Genomic DNA, 19,466 nt, shown 5'->3' with positions numbered 1-19,466 from the left:
AACAGCGCTGAGACGAGCTGCGGACCTTATTTGGCTATCCGACGTTAACGATACTCGCGCGCGCCCCAGCCCTTCGCGCGCCATGTCGTCGGTCGCTTTAACAGGACCGGCGACATGTGGCGGGGCGGCCAGCGTTATAGCGGCGGCCTTTTGTGCGTAGAATTCAGCAAGTTGGTCATGGATGTGTCTGATGGCGGGACTTATCGCGCCTCGTGCCATGGCGCGGCTATCGGCCTCGCGCCTTCGATAATACTCAAGGGTTGCTTCCATGGTAGCTGCTCCTGCTTGAACTCAAGCGGCAGCTTATTCGGCTGTCAGACGATCCCAGCTCGCAAATACACGGAGTCGACAAGACATGATAGCCCAGTGCCGGCTTTTCGCCAAACATCACCGCCCCCCTCTGCGTACCCTAGGCATACAGTCAGTCTTGCCAAACTGTTCACTTCATATTCTCCTCCGTTCATGCCTCGACTCGACCCCAGCCAACTTGCATCACTCCTGTTGACCGCCCCTCTCGGCGCCCGCATTGGGATAGCAACGCACAGCGACGCGGCCCGTCAAGACGCTGCGCGAGCGCTGGCCGAGAGTGTGGTGCGGCGCATGGAAGCTGCGCAGGAGGTCGACCGAAACCAGTTGCGGTTGCCCATCTAGCGTATCTCAAGTTCCTGGCACGCCTGATCTACGAGGCTGGGGGGAGGCGATGGACGAGAACATCGCGCCCAATGACCGGCTGATCCCCGGCATTGCCGAACCGATGGTTCGGCAAATCCCGCTGAACCTTCAGGATGTCTCACGCGAAAATCATATCCCCGCATTTCGTCGCTGCCTCGCCAACGAGAAAGGAGAGTCGGACACCCTCCAGGCAATCCGGGTAGCAGGCATGGCCGACGGCGTCGGAGTGGCCGCGGTTCCTGTCGGCGATGACAGCCGCCCCGCTTGCAAAACGCGCGCCCTGCTTTTTATTTCTGCGGTGGTCGCGGGACTATCCAGAGCGCCAACGCAAATGCTCATGAAGCGTTGTTGCGCGCGATGCTGTCCTCGCCTCGCCATCGACCGTCTTTCTTTAGACAAGCTTACTCTGTCGTGCGACCATCGAAATGTTCATGATCGGCATTCGCGTCGGCGCATGTCTTGTGAACCGTACCGTCGACATGCTCGGCCGGCCCATAGATCGTATAAAGCCGAAGCGGTTCGTCACCGGTGCTTATCACGTTATGCCTGGCTCCCTGGGGGACGATGATGCCATCGTCCGCCTTGACCTTGTGGCACGCGCCATCGATCCAGATTTCCCCTTCGCCCCCTTCGACGCGGAAGAACTGGTCACGATCATCGTGGACCTCTTCCCCAATCTCATCGCCCGGCTGAATGGCCATAAGCACAAGCTGGAGATTGCGGCCCGTGTAAAGCACGCGCCGGAAATCGTCGTTCTCTTCCGTTAGCTTTTCGATATTGTCAACGAAGCCCCTCATTCCAGTATGCTCCTGTCCAACGGCCACCCGCTGAAGCCAGCTTATCGGATTTGTCCTGTCCATGCCATCAGGCTTGAATCCATTTCCATGTCGTCCAGTTTGATCTCCGCCAAGTGCATCCTGACGCCGCCTGCGTCTCGGTTGCGGTCAGACAATGAGGATGCCGCGGAGTGCACTCGGAGCGCTGCGATGTTTGGCTAGCGATCCGAAGGGTAGCGCGCGCCGTCGGCGGCAGAGGGGTATGACCGCCAGCAATGCCTCGCTGACAGTGCGTCGAACTCGCGAAAGAGGTGCAGCTGGACGCCAACAGCCCGGCCTCCGCCGCAAAAATGGCCCTCTAATCGATGGACACAGGCAGCGCTTGACTGTGGACCTCTTCAAGAAGGCCGCAGCCACCGCCACGTGCTCGGGACTTTATCGATAGCGCTTGCCAAAACATTGAGAATGGCGAAGAATCCCAGCCATGCGCACCGACGTTGATCATCTTCCTGCCGCGAAGCAGCGCGAGCTTGAGCGCATCGTTGAGATCATTTTCGAGGAGTTTCGTGAGGCCACCGAGAACGCGGTCGGACGGCGCAAGGGCGCGCGCATCCTTAAAATCATTCTGTTCGGTAGCCATGCGCGCGGCGATTGGGTCGATGCGCCGCTGTCGGCGAACCAGTACAAGTCCGACTACGACATCCTCATCATCGTCAGCCAGAAGGAGCTGACCGACCGCGCCGCCTATTGGGCGAAGGCCGAGGAACGGCTGATCCGGGCCTATACGATCGAGAAGACGCTGCGCACGCCGGTCAATTTCATCGTCCACTCGCTGCATGAGGTGAACGACGGTCTGGCGCATGGCCGCGTTTTTTTCATGGAAGTCGCCAAGGACGGTGTCGCGCTTTATGAAGCCGATGGACGAGAACTAGCGACACCTAAGCCCAAGACGCCCGAACAGGCACTCGGGACGGCTAGGGAATATTTTGAAGAGTATTATCCCGGCGCCGTTGTTTGGCTGAACACATCGAGAGAGTTGGCGAAACAAAAACGCCCCAAAGAAGCAGCCTTTCTGCTGCATCAAGCTACAGAACGGCTATATTCGTGCCTGTTACTCACAGTGACATACTACACGCCCTACAACCACAATATCGCCTTCCTACGGTCGCTCGCGGAAGGTCTGGACCGACGCCTGTTCGGGATTTGGCCCGAAGATAACCGCCGCGACCGCGCTATGTTTCAGAAACTGAAGGAAGCCTACACCAAGGCCCGCTACTCCAAGCATTACAAGATCAGTGATGAAGAGCTGACTTGGCTCGGCGCGCGTGTCGAAGAGCTTGGGCGCGTTGTTCATCAGGTTTGCTCGGAACGCATCGCCGAATTGGAAGCGGCCGCAAAGAAATAAGCACCGGCCCTACCCCGGCAACTTGCCGAACAGCCCGGATTCTGGCATATTCCCTGCCACGGGATGGAATGACTGGCGGCCATCTCCGGGATAACCCTGCCAGGCATCATGCAGGCTCGGCCAATATGGTCGGGCAGTTGCTGTAAGCCGCATCGGCGGCACGCAGCGGACACCGCTTGCACATCCGCGCATGAACGCGCGGACCGCTGGTGTGCGAGCTGCATATGACTCCCCCTATCGACGTTTACGCGCGCGAGGTCGTGATGGCGCGCGTCGGCCATCTCATCCGCCGCAAGCAGAGCGAGGTCGAACGGATCGCGCGCATCGTGCGCGGCTGCTTCGACCCCGAACAGGTGCAGGCGCCAGAGCCGGGCCAGATCAAGCGGATCATCCTGATTGGCCCCTATGCGCGGCGCTCCTGGTACGAAGACCGGCACACGCTTGCCTTTTCCGACTACGAACTCTGGATCGTCGTCAACCACCCGCTGTTCACCGACGACCGCTGCTGGCGCCGCGCTCGCGCCGCCATTGACCGCGAACTCGGCGATCGCTGCGCGGTCGATCTTCAAATCTACGCCAAGTCGGACATTCGCACCGCCCGGGCCGAACGGGATACGTTCATCCTCGACCGTGTCGAGGCAGGCATCACGCTGTACCGCGCCTCGCGCGATGAACCGCTCTTTGCGCGTGAACGCCGGGGAGCACGGCCATGACGCGCGATTCGACCGCCGCGTTCGCGGCCTTCTATCGGGCCGAGCAAGCGCGACTGTTGCGTTACTTCAGGACGAGGGTCGGGCGCGATGATGCGCCCGATCTTGTGCAGGAGACGTTCGCGCGCCTGCTGCGCAGCGGGGCTTTCGAGCGGATGGACAATCCACAGGCCTACCTCACCCGCTCCGCCCGCAATCTGCTGATCGATCGCGCGCGCCGGGACAAGCAGTCGCAAGCCGTCATCTTTCCCTTCGACGAAGGCTGTGATGCCCCCGTCTGCCCTGAGCAGACGTGGCGAATCGAGGAGGCCGACTTGCGGCGGGCTTATGGACGCGCGCTCCGCGCCATGTCGCGCAGAACCCGGCGCGTTTTCATGATGCACCGGATGAGGCGCATGACCTACACGGAGATTGCGAAACAGCTCGGCATCGGCGACAAGGGCGTGCAACATCACATGACTTTGGCGTTGGCGCGGATTCGCCGAGCATTGACAGGCTGGAGTGTGGCTGGGTAGTCACACTTTGGCAGGGGCCTTTCCGGGGGCAGTTTGGTTTTCAAACTCCTCGCAATGCCTTGTTTTCATAGAGAAAATGAGCCGGAATGCGATTCCGGCTCCGCCTTCGGGTTCCGCTAGCGCTTCGGCGAGAACGTCGCACCGGCAGGCGTTTCAATCGATAAGCGGTAGCGTTTCGAACTGGTGGTAGGGTGGAGGACTCGACAGTGTCCATTCCAGCGTTGTCGCGCCTTCACCCCACGGATTGCTGGCGGCTTTGGGTCCGCGCAGGGACGACCACAGAATGTTGGCGAAGAAGAAAACCATGCCGAGGGCCATGATGACGTAGCCGAGCGACGCGATGTGGTTCCAGTATGCGAACGCATCCGGATAATCCGGGTAGCGGCGCGGCATGCCGTCCTGGCCGAGGAAATGCATCGGGAAGAACAGCACGTTCACGCCGATGAAGAAGACCCAGAAGTGCAGCTTACCGAGTGTTTCAGAATACATCCGTCCCGTCATCTTCGGCCACCAGTAGTAGAATGCCGCGAACAGCGCGAAGACCGCGCCCAGCGACAGCACGTAGTGGAAATGCGCGATCACATAATACGTATCCTGCAGCAGGTCGTCGACGCCGCCGTTGGCAAGCACCACGCCGGTGACGCCGCCGATGGTAAACATGATGATGAAGCCGATCGCCCAGAGAAGTGGCGTTCTGAACGTCAACGAGCCGCCCCACATAGTAGCGATCCACGAGAAGACCTTGATGCCGGTGGGCACCGCGATGATCATCGAAGCAAGCGAAAAATAGAGCTTGGTGTTGATTGAAAGACCGACGGTGAACATGTGGTGCGCCCATACGATGAAGCCGATGAGGCCGATCGCGACCATCGCATAGGCCATGCCGAGGTAACCAAACACCGGCTTGCGGCTAAACGTCGCCGTGACCTGGCTGATGATGCCGAAGCCGGGAAGGATCATAATGTAGACTTCCGGGTGCCCGAAGAACCAGAACAGGTGCTGATAGAGTATGGGATCACCGCCGCCCGTCGGATCGAAGAACGTTGTGCCGAAGTTACGGTCTGTAAGCAGCATGGTGATCGCGCCCGCAAGCACCGGGAGCGCGAACAGCAGCATGAAGGCTGTCACCAGCATCGACCAGCAAAACAACGGCATCTTGTGCAGCGTCATGCCCGGCGCGCGCATGTTGAGGATGGTCGTGATGAAGTTGATCGCACCGAGGATCGACGAGATGCCCGCAAGATGCATTGAGAGGATCACCATGTCGACGGCAGGGCCCGGTGAGCCGGTGGTGGAAAGCGGCGCGTAGAGCGTCCAACCCGTCCCCGCTCCGTTGCCGGCGCCGCCCGGCACGAACGCCGAGCCGATAAACAGCAGGAAGGCGGGCACCAGCAGCCAGAACGAGATGTTGTTCATGCGCGGGAACGCCATGTCCGGCGCTCCGATCATGATCGGCACGAACCAGTTGCCGAACCCGCCGATCATCGCAGGCATGATCGCGAAGAAGATCATGATGAGGCCGTGCGCGGTGACGAGCACGTTCCACAGGTGGAGCGCCGCGGAATAATCCTCACCGCCTGCCCACAGCGGCAGATACTGGATGCCCGGCGCGGCGAGCTCGAGGCGCATCATACCCGAAAGGGCGGCGCCGAACGCACCAGCGACGATCGCGAAGATCAGATACAGCGTGCCTATGTCCTTATGATTGGTCGACAGGAACCAGCGCGTAAGGAAGGCTGGCTTCTCGCCATGTCCGCGCGCTTCGCCTGCGAGATCACGCGGCATGTTCACCCCTGCGGTATCGACCATCATCACCTCCACGGTCAGCCGGATGACAACTGCGCGTGCGAACAAAACCGTCCGCCCATATGGGCAAGTCGGCCAGCTTCATTTCAGTTTCGCGGATCGTCTTCCGGCTGCGGCGTAACACCCGCACCGCGCCCGACAAAGATCATCTTTTCGCTGGTATACAGCAAACATTTTGCAGGCTTCATGGAGGACATTTTCAGCTGGACTGGCAGCAGCAGCTGCGGAGGTTCGATTGCACCATGCGTTTCGAACCTGCGTTATGCCGAGATCGCGGCGGCAGCGCGCAGCCCACCGCGAATTCGGTCCATGACGCCTGCATCCGCCTTGGCCGAATGGACGACATAGGCGGAACAGGAGTATTCCAGATTGCCCGGATAGCGCGCAAGGCGTCGCTCCTCAAGACAGGGCCGGTGAAACCCCGGCGGAAATACCGCTGCCGCCGGTCGCCAGAATACAATCAAGCGCCAGCCGGCCGTGCAGATCGAGAGCACAGCGTTGGGCTGATCGGGAAAGGCCGCCTGGTAGCTCGCGGCAAAATCATCGCCCCAGTCGATCTGGACATGATCTTCGGGCGCAAGTGCCTGCGTGACGGGCGTGGTGCGCACCAGCACCAGCAGGTCTTGCCGGGTCACGCGAGGACCGTCGCGATTGTCGTCGTCGATGGCGGCGCGCGCGGCTATTACCAGCATTCTAGCGCTTTGACGAAGACGATGCGTCCGTCGCCGCAAGGACATGGGGGCGATAATCGTCGGGTTTGGCGGTGTTATCGATGCGGGCTCGGGAGCAACGTCGACCAACTTGCGTGCAAACGCTAGGTTGCCCCGGCGGGGAGAACCGGCAAGCAGGCTATACCGACAAATGTGATGGAACTCGTCGCGTTCAGGTTCATGACCCGCTGATGCTCCGGGCCTTCGCGCTTGTAGCCCTTGTAGCGGAAGGCGATGCCGGTCTCGTTGAAAGCGAGCAGCCGGGGGTTGGGTAGCCGGCGCTTGGTTCGTCCCAGCTTTTCGCGCGCATCGAACGGCTGCACCGCGTTCTGTTCGCGCTTTCGCTCGTTACGGTGCTTGGCGCCGTCGCGCGAAGCCACGTCTGTGGCCTTTGAATCAGTCAAACAAGAAAACCGAGCGGATGATGGGTTCTCGCAACCCAATAGATATACCCGAAGACCAGCGCGGCACCGGCGAGTGACAGCAGCCTGGTCCTTCGGTTTTGACCCCGGAGCGCGTAAGAACCGAGCAGGATATAGGGGGCGAGCAACAGCACCTTTACCGTCAGCCATCCGTCGGCGAACGGATACTGCCGGATGATCGTCGTCAGCATGAGTGCGGCGGTCAGCAGCACCGTATCCACGGTCCAGGAAAAATAACGAAAAGGGGCGGCCAGCGCCCAGCGTGCGCCGAACAGATTGAGCGCCAGCCCGCGCAGCAGCAGAAGCGCGCCGCTCGTCAGCACCGCGGTAATATGGACCTGCCGTATCTCGAGGTAGAACGCCTCCATCAATGGCGGTCAGGCGGCGCGGGCCGCGCGGGTCGCTTCCGCCTCGTCACTCGATGTCGGCACCTCATGGGGCTCGCGCCGAGGGCGCAGCCACAGGCTGGCGACGAACCAGGTGAGTACGAGCGCGCCGATGGAGAAAATCGTGTCGCCGGGCACGCGCATCCACACCAGCAGGTCGACAATCGGCCGCTGCATGAACTCGGCCGAGCGGGCATACCAATAGCCCTCGTTGATCGCAGCGAGGAGTTGCAGTGTGCCCATCGGCAGCAGCGTCAGCAGCGCCATGAGCGCGAGGCCGACGTTGAAGCACCAGAAGGCGATCTTCAGCGGCCGTTCGTCCCACCTGAGTTCCGGCTTCATGCCCCGCAGGCAAAACAGCACCAGGCCGATGCCGAGCATGCCGTAGACGCCGAACAACGCAGTATGGCCATGCAGCGGCGTCAGGTTGAGACCTTGCATATAGTAGAGCGATAGGGGCGGATTGATGAGGAAGCCGAACAGCCCTGCGCCGACCAGATTCCAGAACGACACCGCAAGGAAGAACATCACCGGCCACTTGTAACGCTGCATCCACGGCGTCGCGCTGGAGAGTTTCCAGTGCTCATAGGCCTCGAAGCCGATATAGGCGAGCGGCACCACTTCGAGCGCCGAAAAGCTTGCGCCGAGCGCCAGCACCGCCATCGACGTGCCGGCGAAGTAGAGATGGTGCAGCGTGCCAAGCACGCCGCCCGCCATGAAGATGATCGTCGCGAACAGTACGGCCACGGTCGCGATCCTGATCGGGATCAGCCCAAGGCGGGTGAACAGGAAGGCGATCACTGCGGTGGCGAAGACCTCGAAAAAGCCCTCCACCCACAAGTGCACCAACCACCAGCGCCAATATTCGACCATCGATAGCGAGGTGTGCTCATTCCACAGGAGCGCCGCGCCGAAAAACAGGCCGATCGCGACCGCGGAAAGGAAGAACAGCATGGTGATGTGTTTGGCTTCCGAGTTCTCGCGCAGCGCGGGCATCAATGCGCGGCCGACGAGGAATAGCCAAAGCATCAGGCCGACGAACAGGAACCATTGCCAGAAGCGCCCCATGTCCGCGTATTCCCAGCCCTGGTGACCGAACCAGAAGTTGTTCTCCAGTCCTAGCTTCTGCATGATCGCGAGCCATTGGCCGGCGAACGAGCCGACCACGATGATCAGCAGGCAGCCCCACAGGACATTGACTCCGAGTGCCTGGAATTTCGGCTCGTAGCCGGAGATCGCCGGGGCGATGTAGAGCCCGGTGCCAAGCCAGGCGACGGCGATCCACAGCACCGCGAGCTGCGTGTGCCAGGTGCGGGTGATCGAATAGGGCAGAATTTCGACCGCCTCATATCCATACACCAGCTGTCCCTCGACCTGGTAGTGCGCGGTCATCGCGCCGAACAGGATCTGTACGAGAAAAAGCGCCAGCAGCACCCAGAAATACTTGGCGGTCGCCTTCATCGACGGCGTCACCACCACCTTGCGCAACGGGTCGCTCGCGGGCAGGTCGTGCTCGCGCTCCCTACGACCGTGCGTGACCGCGTGATGCCAGCCGAGCAGGCCGATGCCCGCGAGCAGGAAGGTGACGCTGAAGGCGGACCAGATGAATGTGCTCGCCGGCGGCCGATTGCCGACCAGGGGCTCGTGCGGCCAGTTGTTTGTATAGGTGATCTCGTGTCCCGGCCGCTCGGTCGTGGCTGCCCAGGCGGTCCACCAGAAGAATGCGGACAACTTCTCGCGGTGCTCCGGATCGGGCACCGTGTTGTTTTTCATCGCGTAGTTCTCGCGCAGCTCCGCCATCGCCAGATCGTCGCCAAACAGGCTTTCGTAATGATCCGACACCTCCGCGATCGCCGCCGCCCGCTCGTCGCTGATCGTGATCGTGTCGGTGGCCGGATCGTAGGTGTTGGCGCGCATCTGCGTTCGCAGGCGCTGCTGAAGTGCCGACTGCTGCTCGGTATTCAGGCTGGCATAGTCGCCGTCCGCCCAGCCGCCCAGCAACGCCATCGATTCGCGGTGCAGCCAGTCGGCCGACCAGTCGGGCGCGACATAGCCGCCGTGGCCCCAGATCGAGCCGAGTTGCATACCGCCCATCGACTGCCAGACCTGTCGCCCGCGCTGGATGTCCGCGCGGGTGTAGACGGGCTGCCCGCTTTGCGTAACCACCCGCTCAGGAACCGGCGGATCCTTGAGGCTGATGTCGTAGCCGACCCAGAGCAGAACGCCGAAAGAGACGAGAAGAAGCGTAATCAACGCTGTCCAGAGCTTGCGGGTGCTTGTCATCGGGAGGCGACTCCTGTTGGGCTGCGAATTTTCCTCAATTCATTGCACCGGCGAGACTTTTCTCGCCTCTAACAACGCACTTGTAACGAGCATTGCTGGTGAATCAAAGAAAACAATGCCAAAAACATCGTCATGGTTTTCCGTTTGAAAGATACGGCGATGACTGAAAGCAATGAAATCATGACGCGAGGCGAACGAATGTTGGCGATGCGAAAGTCGCGCATGGCGGCAGCCCCGCCGTTTCTGAGGGGCGGCTTTCGGCCGTTCTTTTTTGGCGGACCGCTGTGGGCGGTAATTGCTTTGGCCTTGTGGCTTTTCGCGTTTCTTGGCGGCCTTGAACTGCCAAGCGCCTTCGACGCCTTGTCATGGCACCGGCACGAGATGCTGTTCGGCTTCGTCGGCGCGATTATCGCCGGCTTTCTGTTGACGGCAATTCCAAACTGGACCGGCCGGCTGCCCATCGCCGGTTGGCCGCTTGCAACATTGTTTGCCTCGTGGCTCGCCGGACGGCTCGCCCTGCTGTGGTCACAGACGGTCGGACTCGCCCTCGCGGCCGTGCTCGACGTCGGCTTCTACGTCGTCTTTGCGCTGATCGCGGGTCGCGAGGTGATCGCCGCCAAGAACCGCAACCTGCCGGTGGTCGCGATGGTCATGCTCTTCGGTCTCGCCGACGCGGCGGACTACGCGGCAGTCTCCGGGCTGATCCTCGACGGCGAAGCGGGTTTCCGCGCCGGTATCGCCCTGGTCGTGCTGATCATCTCATTGATCGGCGGTCGCATCATTCCCTCCTTCACCCGCAATTGGATGACGAAGCAAGGCATGGGAAATGGCCTCCCGACGCAGCCCGGCCGGTTCGACCAGGTCGTAATCGCACTGACAACGCTGGCGCTGCTTGGTTGGGTGCTTGCACCCAGTGCGATGGCCACAGGCGCCGCATTGTGCGCTGCCGGCGCGCTGCAACTTGTTCGCCTGGCGCGGTGGCGCGGATGGCGGACGCTGCCCGACCCAATAGTTCTGGTTCTCCACGGCGGCTATCTGTGGGTGCCGGTCGGCTTGCTCCTGCTCGGCTGGAGTATCCTCGACATCGCCGTTCCTCGAACTGCCGCGCTTCATGCGCTGACGGCCGGAGCGATGGCGACGATGATCCTTGCCGTCATGACCCGCGCAACGCTTGGCCACACCGGCCGCGCGCTGAAGGCCGATGCCGCCACGGTTTTCGTCTATGTCTTCGTTACCCTCGGTGCGCTGCTGCGCGTGGCCGCATCGCTCGGCTTTTTCGAGTCCAACATCGGCATGGCGGTCGCCGGCGCCTTCTGGGGCGGTGCCTTCATTCTGTTTCTTCTTGCCTACGGCACCAAGCTGTTCGCTCCGAGACTGGACGAGAAGCTGTGAGCGTGAGTTGATGCAAGAATAGTCTGGTCGTTATTCCGGCCGCAATTGCACGCGCGGCGATCTCAACAGGTCCCTTCGAGAAAAAAGTTCGAACTTCTCTCCGCCCTAAGAATGTCAATCGGCAGTTCAATCAACACACAGCGCTTCAAAGTGGCCGAAAATCGCTCTAGTTGAGTGTGGGCATTACTGGGCCGCCCGCTTTCAACAGCTTACGGGCAAACTCCCCGACGCTGTGGTCTAGGCTCTTCGCGCGGCGGAACGTCTGCTTCTCGAGCGCGCGAAATTCAGGTTCTGACGCATTAAACTTATAGCCTCCGCGGCAGCGGATCGCGATGCCTACAACGCGACGATTGGCTTCCACAAAGGAGTCCGACATTCTAACCTCCAGTCTGTGCCGGCGGCTGCAGGTCGGTTGAGCGGAACGAGCAGTCGGCGGCTTATATCAAGGACAGGAGTGGCCCCGGTCGTGCCAGCGAAGGCCGGCACCGGCCGGGGCTCAGGAGCCCGCGACGATGCTGCCGGGGTGAAGCTCACGAGAGCGTCGGGAAGAAAAACTGCTCATAACAAGAAGATCGTTATTCCAGCAGGGTTAGTCAAGATCAGGGCGATGGATTGACATCGATCCCATTTAGTCCATCTTGAGTGGTGATATGTCTAATGTCGTGTCCATTGGGCGCTTGACGCACCACGCAGGCCGCCAGCTCCGAGGCTAGCCTCCCCGAGCCCATTACAGGGCTCGGGGTCATCACCCTTCCCATAGGTCGATGGAGGCGGCGGCGAACGCCGCCGGGAGCATGCCCAAGAGCGATCGAGAAAACGTGGCGCCCGCGAAAGGCGAGGCGCATCGTAACAAGGCGCAGACTGCGGACGAGAGGGTCCTTGTGCCTTTTCACGACCCAGCGCGGATTAGCCTCACCTGCCCGGGATGAAGAGGACTCCGCTCCGCGGGCAGCGGCGTGAATCGTCGGGTTGAGTCCATCCAATGGAGAAGAAATTGTCGAGTGATACCGTGTGTCAGCCTGGCCTTTTGGTCGACTTGATCGACCGGGCGGCGCGGCGCGCGCACGATGTGCTGCGCCTGCCTTCGGGCATCCTGATCGCAAAGCGCATAGAGGACGATGGTCTAAGCAGGATAGAACGGCTGGAATTGTCGCCCCTGGTCGATGACCAGTTGCTTGCACTCGCCTTCCGGCGAGCGGGTCAGCTTGACGGAGCGAGCCTGAGAGAAGATTTGATCCAGGTCTTTGAGGCCAGCCTTTCGAGCTTTGCGGTTGAAGCCCAACGCCGCGCCGTTATGGCGGATCTGCCGGGTTCCGGCTTGCCGGTAGCCGCGGCAGTGCGTACCGTCGACGCGCTGATCGAAGCCGAAAATCAGTCCTGCATTCGCGACCAATCCGCCTTTTTCCGCGCCTATGCGGACCTCTATGCCGACCTGTGGTGCGATCCGCGGCTCGGCGCTCCGGTTTCGGTGCGGCGTATCATGGTAACAATGGTCACGCGACTCCATGAATTGGCCTGCGGCAGGGTATCGTTAGAGGGTAGATGAGCCATGCCCGATACCAGAACACAGTTTCTCTGGTGGCCCTTCACCCTTGATGAGGTCCTGGGATGGGTTGTCGTCTTGGCCATCGCCATGCTCTACGCTGTAACGTTCGCGCTCACCCGGCCTGCCAAGCGTCTTTGGTGGATGACGGCCGCCGTCACTCTCGCGCTCATAGCGGGATTGATCTGGAGCAGTCCTCGCGCATAGCGGAGGTAGCGGTTCTGGCATTGTCCATCTACCCGCTCATACGAGACTATCAGAACGAAGTTGGGTGCGGTCACTGCTGCAAGTTCCACTCCTGGTAGACCGACCCAGCGCGCTAATCTCACCAAAGCGCCCTCAGCGCCAGGTACCGAAGGGTTGAAGTGCGCTCGACCAGCCGCATCGCTCCTGAAATAGCCTGTGTCGGTTCGTGGCACCCAAGATACGACCTCAGCCGGGCAGCATTTCCTGAAGGCCACGCGAGACAATAACGGGGATCGTCGGCCACGACGACATCAGATCCGTTAGCCTCGGTCAATATCTTTGAAAGCAGCGGAACGATGAACTGCCGCTGTTGAGGACGATACCGCGATCCAAGATGTCGCGACGGAGCTCGGGTGGCGTCACGTTCAACGTATCGACGACGGCTTCGACGACCAGTGTAAAATGCTTCACCAGTACATCATCAAAGGCGTTGCGCCGTAGGGTCAGGACGATTGGCGGTCCCAATTCAACGCTGCGACCGCGGATTGTCATGTCGCAGTCCGTGCCAGATCCCATCACGGGCTCGGTCGCGAGCTCGTGTTTGAGATTTTCTACCGATTGCTCGCCGATCAAGAATTTATGAGGGGAAGCAGGAAATCGGTAATGGCCTGGTCAAGGGTCGCGCCACCGTCCCACACCGTCCGGCTGACGCACACGCCGCCCAAGGAGATCCGCCCCGCCTCGGTGTACCTGCCCCGCGCTCGACCGGCATGCAGACCATTGCCTCCATGATGAGAATCCCGCACCGATCGCCGCAACCACGGGATCGCTTACGAATTGAACAGCCTCCTGGTTCGTTTCGCGCGCAGCGGTCATGAGCGCGCGCCATTCGGTGTGCGCCGCATCGGCAGGAACATCGATCAGCGTCGACTTAGTCTTTGTCCGCCCGCGTCCTACGACGCACTTACCGGCGCGGCCTAGCAAGGCACGCGACGCATCAAGGTCCTGCAGGGCGCCCCGACGCAATGTCCGTCCTAGCCGAAGCTTCGAGGCGTACGGTCCGCCATCGGCGGCGCCTTGGCGCCCGCTGCGACCAATGCACCGTTATAAACATCGGCCTGAAAGCAGCAGATCGACGGCACGTCGCACGGAACACCGTCCTCGAACGATTTGGCGTAGGCGCTTTTTCTGCGCAGGTGTCAAATGCCGAGCGTGGCGCACCTCCCCAGGAAAACGAGCCTATCATGGGCTATGCAATGCCAACTCTGATTGCATTGTCTGCATTGGTTGGCAGGCAGGACACGGGCCCGGCCGGTCTCAGCCAGCAACGGGCAGGATATTATCGCAAGGGTGGACGGTGGTACGACTGGGAGATCCTTGGGATCATGCCTCCAAATATTGAACGGCGCCATAATAGTCCTACGGCCTCTCGTCGGACGAGCGGTCGCTCGGCCGATCCGCCTCGTCCAGGTGCAAGGTTGGCGCATTCTACAACTGCTCACGCATCAGGCGGACCGGGTAAACGTGCATCCCGAGATCGTAGGAAAGTTTTTCCCATGGGAAAGATGGCCTCGCGACAAGCTCGACGAGCAGTTGCGCGCGAAGCCGCTGGCGGCGTCTACAATGCAAAACACTGCGCATGCTTATCAGCGGACAAGCGCATGCTATTTCCGTTCAACCGCAAAACATTTGTGGCTTAGCACGGCTATGTTAGCGGGCCGTGGCAGGCGCGTGGTGCGGTATTCAATAGCGCATTCCGTCAGCAGGAATGTTCGTTCCAACAATATATTTGCGCTAAAATACCAATAATAGTCGTTTGCCTTATATACCATCGCTGCTCACACTGGCTTTTTTGCGAAAGTCGCTTCAAACGACGGCGTCTCGGGACGATCCGCCCGATCACACCGACGCCAGAAAGGGAAGCTGGAACGCCGAGGAACGAACGCATGGCAGCATCTGAGCTTTCAGGGAACCCTCTGACCCTGGAACAATGGCATCAGGTCGAAGGACTGACCCGGCTACTCGATCCGATGCAGGTGCGCTGGCTCAGTGGCTATTTCGCCGGCCTCGACGCCGCATTGTGGACGCCGCAACCGCAGCCGGTGTCGTCTGCCGCGTCGCGCGCGCTCACCATTCTCTATGGCACCGAAACCGGCAACGCCGCAGAACTGGCCCAAATGCTCGCAGCTGCCGTCCAGAACAAAGGGCTGAGCTGCATCCTCCATGACATGGCCAACTATAAAGTGCGTCAGCTGGCTCAGGAGCAGGATCTGCTGGTCATCGTCAGCACCTATGGCGAAGGCGATCCGCCACAACCGGCAACCGGCTTCTTCGAATTTGTCGAGGGCCGCAAAGCCCCGAAGCTCGAAGGGGTACGGTTCGCGGTGCTCGCGCTCGGCGATTCAACCTATGAATTTTATTGCCAGGCTGGAAAACGCATCGATCACCGCTTTGAGGAACTCGGTGCTGCGCGCCTTGTACCCAGGGTTGATTGCGATGTAGATTACGAAGAACCTGCCGAGGTCTGGATCGCGTCGATCGCGGACACTCTTGCGACAGAAATCGCGGTCCATCGCACACCAAGCGCACCCCTGCTCGGCGCTGCGACCGTCACGCCCGCGCTGGACTATGACAAGCGCAACCCTTTTCCGGCTGCGATCATCGAGAACATCTCGATCGTGGGCCGCGGTTCCACCAAGGAAACCCGACATATCGAATTCTCGCTGGCAGGCTCGCAGCTCACCTACGAACCGGGCGACGCGCTCGGTATCGCGACCCCGAACGATCCTACCGTCGTCGCCGAACTGCTGGACGTTCTCGGGCTCGCGCCCGAGGCCGATCTCGAGCTCAAAGGCAGCCACTGCACCCTCGGCGAGGCTTTGACGCATCGATTCGAGATCACGGCAGCAACGCCGCGCTTCCTCGACTATTGGACGCTCGTCAGCGGTGTCGAGTTGCTCAAACATTTGCAGGAAGAGGACCGCGCCGGCGAGCGCTCGGTGTTCCTGCGTACGCATCACCTCATCGACATCGTCCGCCGTTTTCCCGTTCGTGACATCATGCCACAAGGCTTCGTCTCCGCGCTCAGACCGCTCCAGCCACGGCTTTATTCCTTGGCGTCAAGCCTTAGCGCCGCGCCCGATGAAGCGCATCTCACTGTCGCGCCGCTTCGGTACACCCTTCACGGTGCACCGCGCAGCGGAGTCGCCTCCGGCCTCCTTGCAGACCGTGCGGATATCGACACCATTCTGCCTGTCTATATCCAGAGCAACCAGCATTTTCGCCTCCCGGCAACCGATGCCCCGATCCTGATGATCGGAGCCGGGACCGGGGTCGCGCCCTATCGGGCGTTCTTGCAGGATCGCGAGGCGAAGGCCGTTTCAGGCAGGAGCTGGCTGTTCTTCGGCGAGCGGAACTTTCGCACCGATTTTCTCTATCAAAGCGAGTGGCAGGATTGGCTCAAGGACGGCAGGCTGACGCGCATGGACGTCGCCTTCTCACGCGACCGCACCGACAAAGTCTATATCCAGCACCAGATGAAGGCGCAAAGCCGCGACATCTTCGCCTGGCTGGAAGAAGGCGCGCATGTCTACGTCTGCGGCGATGCCGCCAATCTCGCACCGGACGTCCACGAAGCCTTGATCAATATCGTGGCACGTGAAGCGCATACCGGACGCGAGGCAGCGGAGGACTATATCCGCTCTCTCCAAGCCGACCATCGCTACCAGCGCGATGTCTATTGAAGGGACCTGAAATGACCGACGCGACCGTCATCGACCGAACGCGCGACCTTTCGCAGCCACTCGAACGGCTTGGTCCGGACGAGAGCATGAAGGACCGCAGCGACTATCTGCGCGGTACCATTGCCGATGGCTTGCTCGACCAGATCACCGGTGCGGTTCCCTCAGCCGATGATGTGAAGCTGATGAAGTTTCACGGCATTTACCAGCAGGACGATCGCGACCTGCGCGACGAACGCCGGCGTCAGAAACTCGAACCGGCCTATCAGTTCATGATCCGGGTCCGACTGCCCGGCGGTGTCTGCACGCCCGCGCAATGGTTGAAGCTCGACGAGCTCGCACGTGCGCACGGCGGCGAAACGCTCCGCATCACCACCCGCCAGACCTTTCAGTTCCATTGGGTCCTGAAGGACAGCTTGCGCCCCGTCATCAAAGGATTGCACGACACGCTACTCGACACCATCGCGGCGTGCGGCGACGATAGCCGCGGCGTGATGTGTACGGTCGATCCGCAAAGCTCGCGCTTCCATGCCGAGGTCGCGGCCCTGGCAAAGCGCGTCAGCGACCATGTCATTCCCAAGACCCGGGCCTATCACGAGATCTGGTACGGCAGCGAGCGGGTCGCCACATCAGAGCCTGAAGAACCCTTTTACGGCCGCACTTACCTCCCCCGAAAATTCAAGATCGGCTTCGCATTGCCGCCCTCCAACGACATCGATGTCTATGCCCAGGATCTCGGGTTCATCGCGGTTGCCGACGAAGAGAGGATAGCCGGGTTCAACGTGGCAATCGGCGGCGGCATGGGCCGCACCGATCAAGCGCCCGAGACCTATCCGCGGCTCGCTACCGTCATCGGATTCGTGCCCGCCGACCGCGTCATCGCCTGTGCCGATGCAGTGATGGCCGTCCAGCGCGACTATGGCGACCGCAAGGACCGCCAGCGAGCGCGCTTCAAATATACGATCGACGACAAGGGCCTCGACTGGGTCAAGGCCGAGATCGAGCGGCGTATGGGCGTGCCGTTTGAAAGCGCGCGCGGCTTCAAGTTCACATCGAACGGCGACAACTATGGCTGGAACATAACCCCTGACGGTCGCCACCATTGTACACTCATCATCGAGAACGGACGCCTCAATCTCAAGCTGCTCGACGCGCTCAGGGATGTCGCCCGCGTCCATCGCGGGACTTTCCGGCTGACAGCCAACCAGAACCTCATCGTCGCCGGCGTCCGGGCAGAGGATCGGGCGGCGATCGATGCCATCCTGGCCGAGCACTTTCCGGACATCGATCAGTATTCGATCCTGCGGCGCAACGCGATCGCCTGCGTCGCCTTGCCGACCTGCGGCCTCGCGATGGCGGAAAGCGAGCGTTATCTGCCATCGCTGCTCGACAAGATCGAGGCGATCCTCGCCAAGCACGGCCTTTCCGACGAGCCGATCACCATCCGCATGAGTGGCTGCCCAAACGGCTGCTCGCGGCCCTATATCTCCGAGATCGGACTGACAGGGCGGGCACCAGGCAAGTATAATCTCTATCTTGGCGGCGGTTTCCATGGGGAACGCCTGAACCGCATGATTCGGGAGAATGTCGGAGAAGCGACAATCCTGGAGGTGCTGGCCGAAGTCCTCGCCCGCTATGCCCATGAGAGGCAGCCCGGCGAGCATTTCGGAGATTTCACCATCCGCGCCGGCATTGTCCGCCAAGTAACCGAAGGGCGCTTCTTCAATGACTGAATCCTTAGACGACCTCCGCCACCCGCAGACCATCACCGCCGCCCATGGCGTGGCCCGCGATACCGCATTCGGCGCCGTAGCGCCGCCGCTCTACCTCTCGAGTACCTACGAGTTCGCCGGATATGACGAACCGCGCATCTATGATTATGGGCGCGCCGGAAACCCGAACCGGGAATTGCTTGGCGATGCCCTTGCAAAGCTCGAAGGCGGGGCCGGCGCCGTCATCACGTCGAGCGGCATCTCTGCACTCGACCTGCTTATCGGCCGGCACCGCCCCGACGATCTGATCCTCGCGCCGCATGATTGCTATGGTGGCACCATGCGGCTTCTCAAGGCGCGCGCGGATCTCGGTCATTGCAGCGTGCGGTTCGTCGACCAATCCAACATAGGCGCGTTCGAAGCCGCGCTCGAGGAAGTGCCCGCGCTCGTCCTGATCGAGTCTCCAAGCAATCCTTTGATGCGCGTCGTCGATATCGCCGCACTCTCGCACAAGGCGCGGACAGCCGGAGCGGCGATCGCCGTCGACAATACCTTCCTGTCCCCCGCTATCCAGCGCCCGATCGAACTCGGTGCGGACTACGTGATCCATTCCACGACCAAATATCTCAATGGTCATTCGGACGTAATCGGCGGAGCGGTCGTGGCGGCCGACCCCGCGCAGGTCGAGCAATTGCGATACTGGGCGAATGTTGTCGGGAGTGCCGGCGCTCCGTTCGACGCCTGGCTGACATTGCGGGGCCTGCGCACGCTCTTCCCGCGCATGGAGCAGCAGCAGATCAATGCCATGTCGGTTGCGAACTTCCTCGAGAAGCATCCCGCCGTCGCGAAGGTTCACTATCCAGGCCTGCCCTCGCATCCGGGCCATGCCATTGCCTCGCGGCAGCAGCGCGGTTTTGGCGCGATGCTGAGCTTCGAACTGCACGGCGGCGTTCCCGCCGTTCGCCATTTCATCAGCGCGGTGCGGTTCTTCACGCTCGCGCAATCGCTCGGCGGCGTCGAAAGCCTTGTCGCCCATCCAGCGACGATGACCCACGCGGACATGGGCGAGGAGGCCCGCGCCACGGCCGGTATCAATGACAGCCTCTTGCGGCTTTCGATTGGTCTGGAGGCCGAACAGGATCTGCTCGCCGGCCTGGAGGCGGGCCTTGCGCCCTGCCGCCGCTGATGGCCGCCGGCTGCACGAAAAG

General features: G+C 61.2%; 15 protein-coding genes. 8 read left to right on the top strand and 7 right to left on the bottom strand.

All coding sequences use genetic code 11. The annotated features are described in order from the left end of the window. Positions 1-1,073 precede the first annotated feature (1,073 nt). Positions 1,074-1,373, bottom strand: a complete 300-nt coding sequence (locus tag AAC014_RS11160) for a cupin domain-containing protein (RefSeq protein ID WP_339708705.1) — start codon at positions 1,371-1,373, stop codon at positions 1,074-1,076. 559 nt (positions 1,374-1,932) lie between these two features. On the opposite strand from AAC014_RS11160, the gene AAC014_RS11155 reads away from it, so the two are divergent. The 3 genes from AAC014_RS11155 to AAC014_RS11145 all read left to right on the top strand — a co-directional run bounded on the left by AAC014_RS11155 (position 1,933) and on the right by AAC014_RS11145 (position 4,078). Then, positions 1,933-2,853, top strand: a complete 921-nt coding sequence (locus AAC014_RS11155) for a HEPN domain-containing protein (RefSeq protein ID WP_300533776.1) — start codon at positions 1,933-1,935, stop codon at positions 2,851-2,853. A 224-nt stretch (positions 2,854-3,077) separates the two neighbouring features. Beyond that, the gene (locus tag AAC014_RS11150; protein ID WP_339708421.1) at positions 3,078-3,566 is read left to right on the top strand and encodes a hypothetical protein; all 489 of its coding nucleotides are present in this window, start codon (positions 3,078-3,080) and stop codon (positions 3,564-3,566) included. Next, the gene (locus AAC014_RS11145; RefSeq protein WP_339708418.1) at positions 3,563-4,078 is read left to right on the top strand and encodes a sigma-70 family RNA polymerase sigma factor; all 516 of its coding nucleotides are present in this window, start codon (positions 3,563-3,565) and stop codon (positions 4,076-4,078) included. The genes AAC014_RS11150 and AAC014_RS11145 overlap by 4 nt, the downstream gene beginning before the upstream one ends. 153 nt (positions 4,079-4,231) lie before the next feature. On the opposite strand, the gene ctaD is transcribed toward AAC014_RS11145, so the two are convergent. The 5 genes from ctaD to AAC014_RS11120 form a co-directional block, all read right to left on the bottom strand. Continuing rightward, a complete protein-coding gene (ctaD, locus tag AAC014_RS11140) occupies positions 4,232-5,863 on the bottom strand; it encodes a cytochrome c oxidase subunit I (RefSeq protein ID WP_339708703.1) in 1,632 nt (543 codons plus the stop codon). 281 nt (positions 5,864-6,144) lie between these two features. Continuing rightward, positions 6,145-6,576, bottom strand: coding sequence for a hypothetical protein (locus AAC014_RS11135; RefSeq protein ID WP_339708415.1), 432 nt, complete (start codon positions 6,574-6,576; stop codon positions 6,145-6,147). 122 nt (positions 6,577-6,698) lie between these two features. Next, positions 6,699-6,974: a hypothetical protein gene (locus AAC014_RS11130; RefSeq protein ID WP_339708412.1), complete on the bottom strand. Its 276-nt coding sequence runs from the start codon at positions 6,972-6,974 to the stop codon at positions 6,699-6,701. Between the two features lie 20 nt (positions 6,975-6,994). Beyond that, a complete protein-coding gene (locus AAC014_RS11125) occupies positions 6,995-7,384 on the bottom strand; it encodes a SirB2 family protein (RefSeq protein WP_339708409.1) in 390 nt (129 codons plus the stop codon). A 9-nt stretch (positions 7,385-7,393) separates the two neighbouring features. Next, positions 7,394-9,685: a nitric-oxide reductase large subunit gene (locus AAC014_RS11120; RefSeq protein WP_339708407.1), complete on the bottom strand. Its 2,292-nt coding sequence runs from the start codon at positions 9,683-9,685 to the stop codon at positions 7,394-7,396. 159 nt (positions 9,686-9,844) lie between these two features. On the opposite strand from AAC014_RS11120, the gene AAC014_RS11115 reads away from it, so the two are divergent. Next, positions 9,845-11,077: an NnrS family protein gene (locus tag AAC014_RS11115; protein ID WP_339708404.1), complete on the top strand. Its 1,233-nt coding sequence runs from the start codon at positions 9,845-9,847 to the stop codon at positions 11,075-11,077. 982 nt (positions 11,078-12,059) lie between these two features. After that, positions 12,060-12,623 (top strand): hypothetical protein, encoded by a 564-nt coding sequence (locus AAC014_RS11110; RefSeq protein WP_339708401.1) that lies wholly within the window; start codon positions 12,060-12,062, stop codon positions 12,621-12,623. A 513-nt stretch (positions 12,624-13,136) separates the two neighbouring features. Here the strand turns inward: AAC014_RS11110 and AAC014_RS11105 are convergent. Then, the gene (locus AAC014_RS11105) at positions 13,137-13,439 is read right to left on the bottom strand and encodes a rod shape-determining protein (protein ID WP_339708398.1); all 303 of its coding nucleotides are present in this window, start codon (positions 13,437-13,439) and stop codon (positions 13,137-13,139) included. Between the two features lie 1,313 nt (positions 13,440-14,752). On the opposite strand from AAC014_RS11105, the gene AAC014_RS11100 reads away from it, so the two are divergent. From AAC014_RS11100 to metB, 3 genes are read left to right on the top strand one after another with little or no spacing between them, the layout of a single operon-like run. After that, positions 14,753-16,549, top strand: a complete 1,797-nt coding sequence (locus tag AAC014_RS11100; RefSeq protein WP_339708395.1) for an assimilatory sulfite reductase (NADPH) flavoprotein subunit — start codon at positions 14,753-14,755, stop codon at positions 16,547-16,549. A gap of 11 nt (positions 16,550-16,560) precedes the next feature. After that, complete coding sequence (locus AAC014_RS11095; RefSeq protein ID WP_339708392.1) at positions 16,561-18,279, top strand: NADPH-dependent assimilatory sulfite reductase hemoprotein subunit; 1,719 nt, start codon at positions 16,561-16,563, stop codon at positions 18,277-18,279. Further along, positions 18,272-19,444 carry a cystathionine gamma-synthase gene (gene metB / locus AAC014_RS11090; RefSeq protein ID WP_339708389.1) on the top strand — a complete coding sequence of 391 codons (1,173 nt, stop codon included), beginning with the start codon at positions 18,272-18,274 and terminating at the stop codon, positions 19,442-19,444. The genes AAC014_RS11095 and metB overlap by 8 nt, the downstream gene beginning before the upstream one ends. Positions 19,445-19,466 lie beyond the last annotated feature (22 nt).

The organism is uncultured Sphingosinicella sp. (assembly GCF_963974575.1).
Classification (GTDB): domain Bacteria; phylum Pseudomonadota; class Alphaproteobacteria; order Sphingomonadales; family Sphingomonadaceae; genus Sphingosinicella.
Note: the sequence above shows the minus strand (reverse complement) of the source record. Positions and strands in the feature narration are given on the sequence as shown.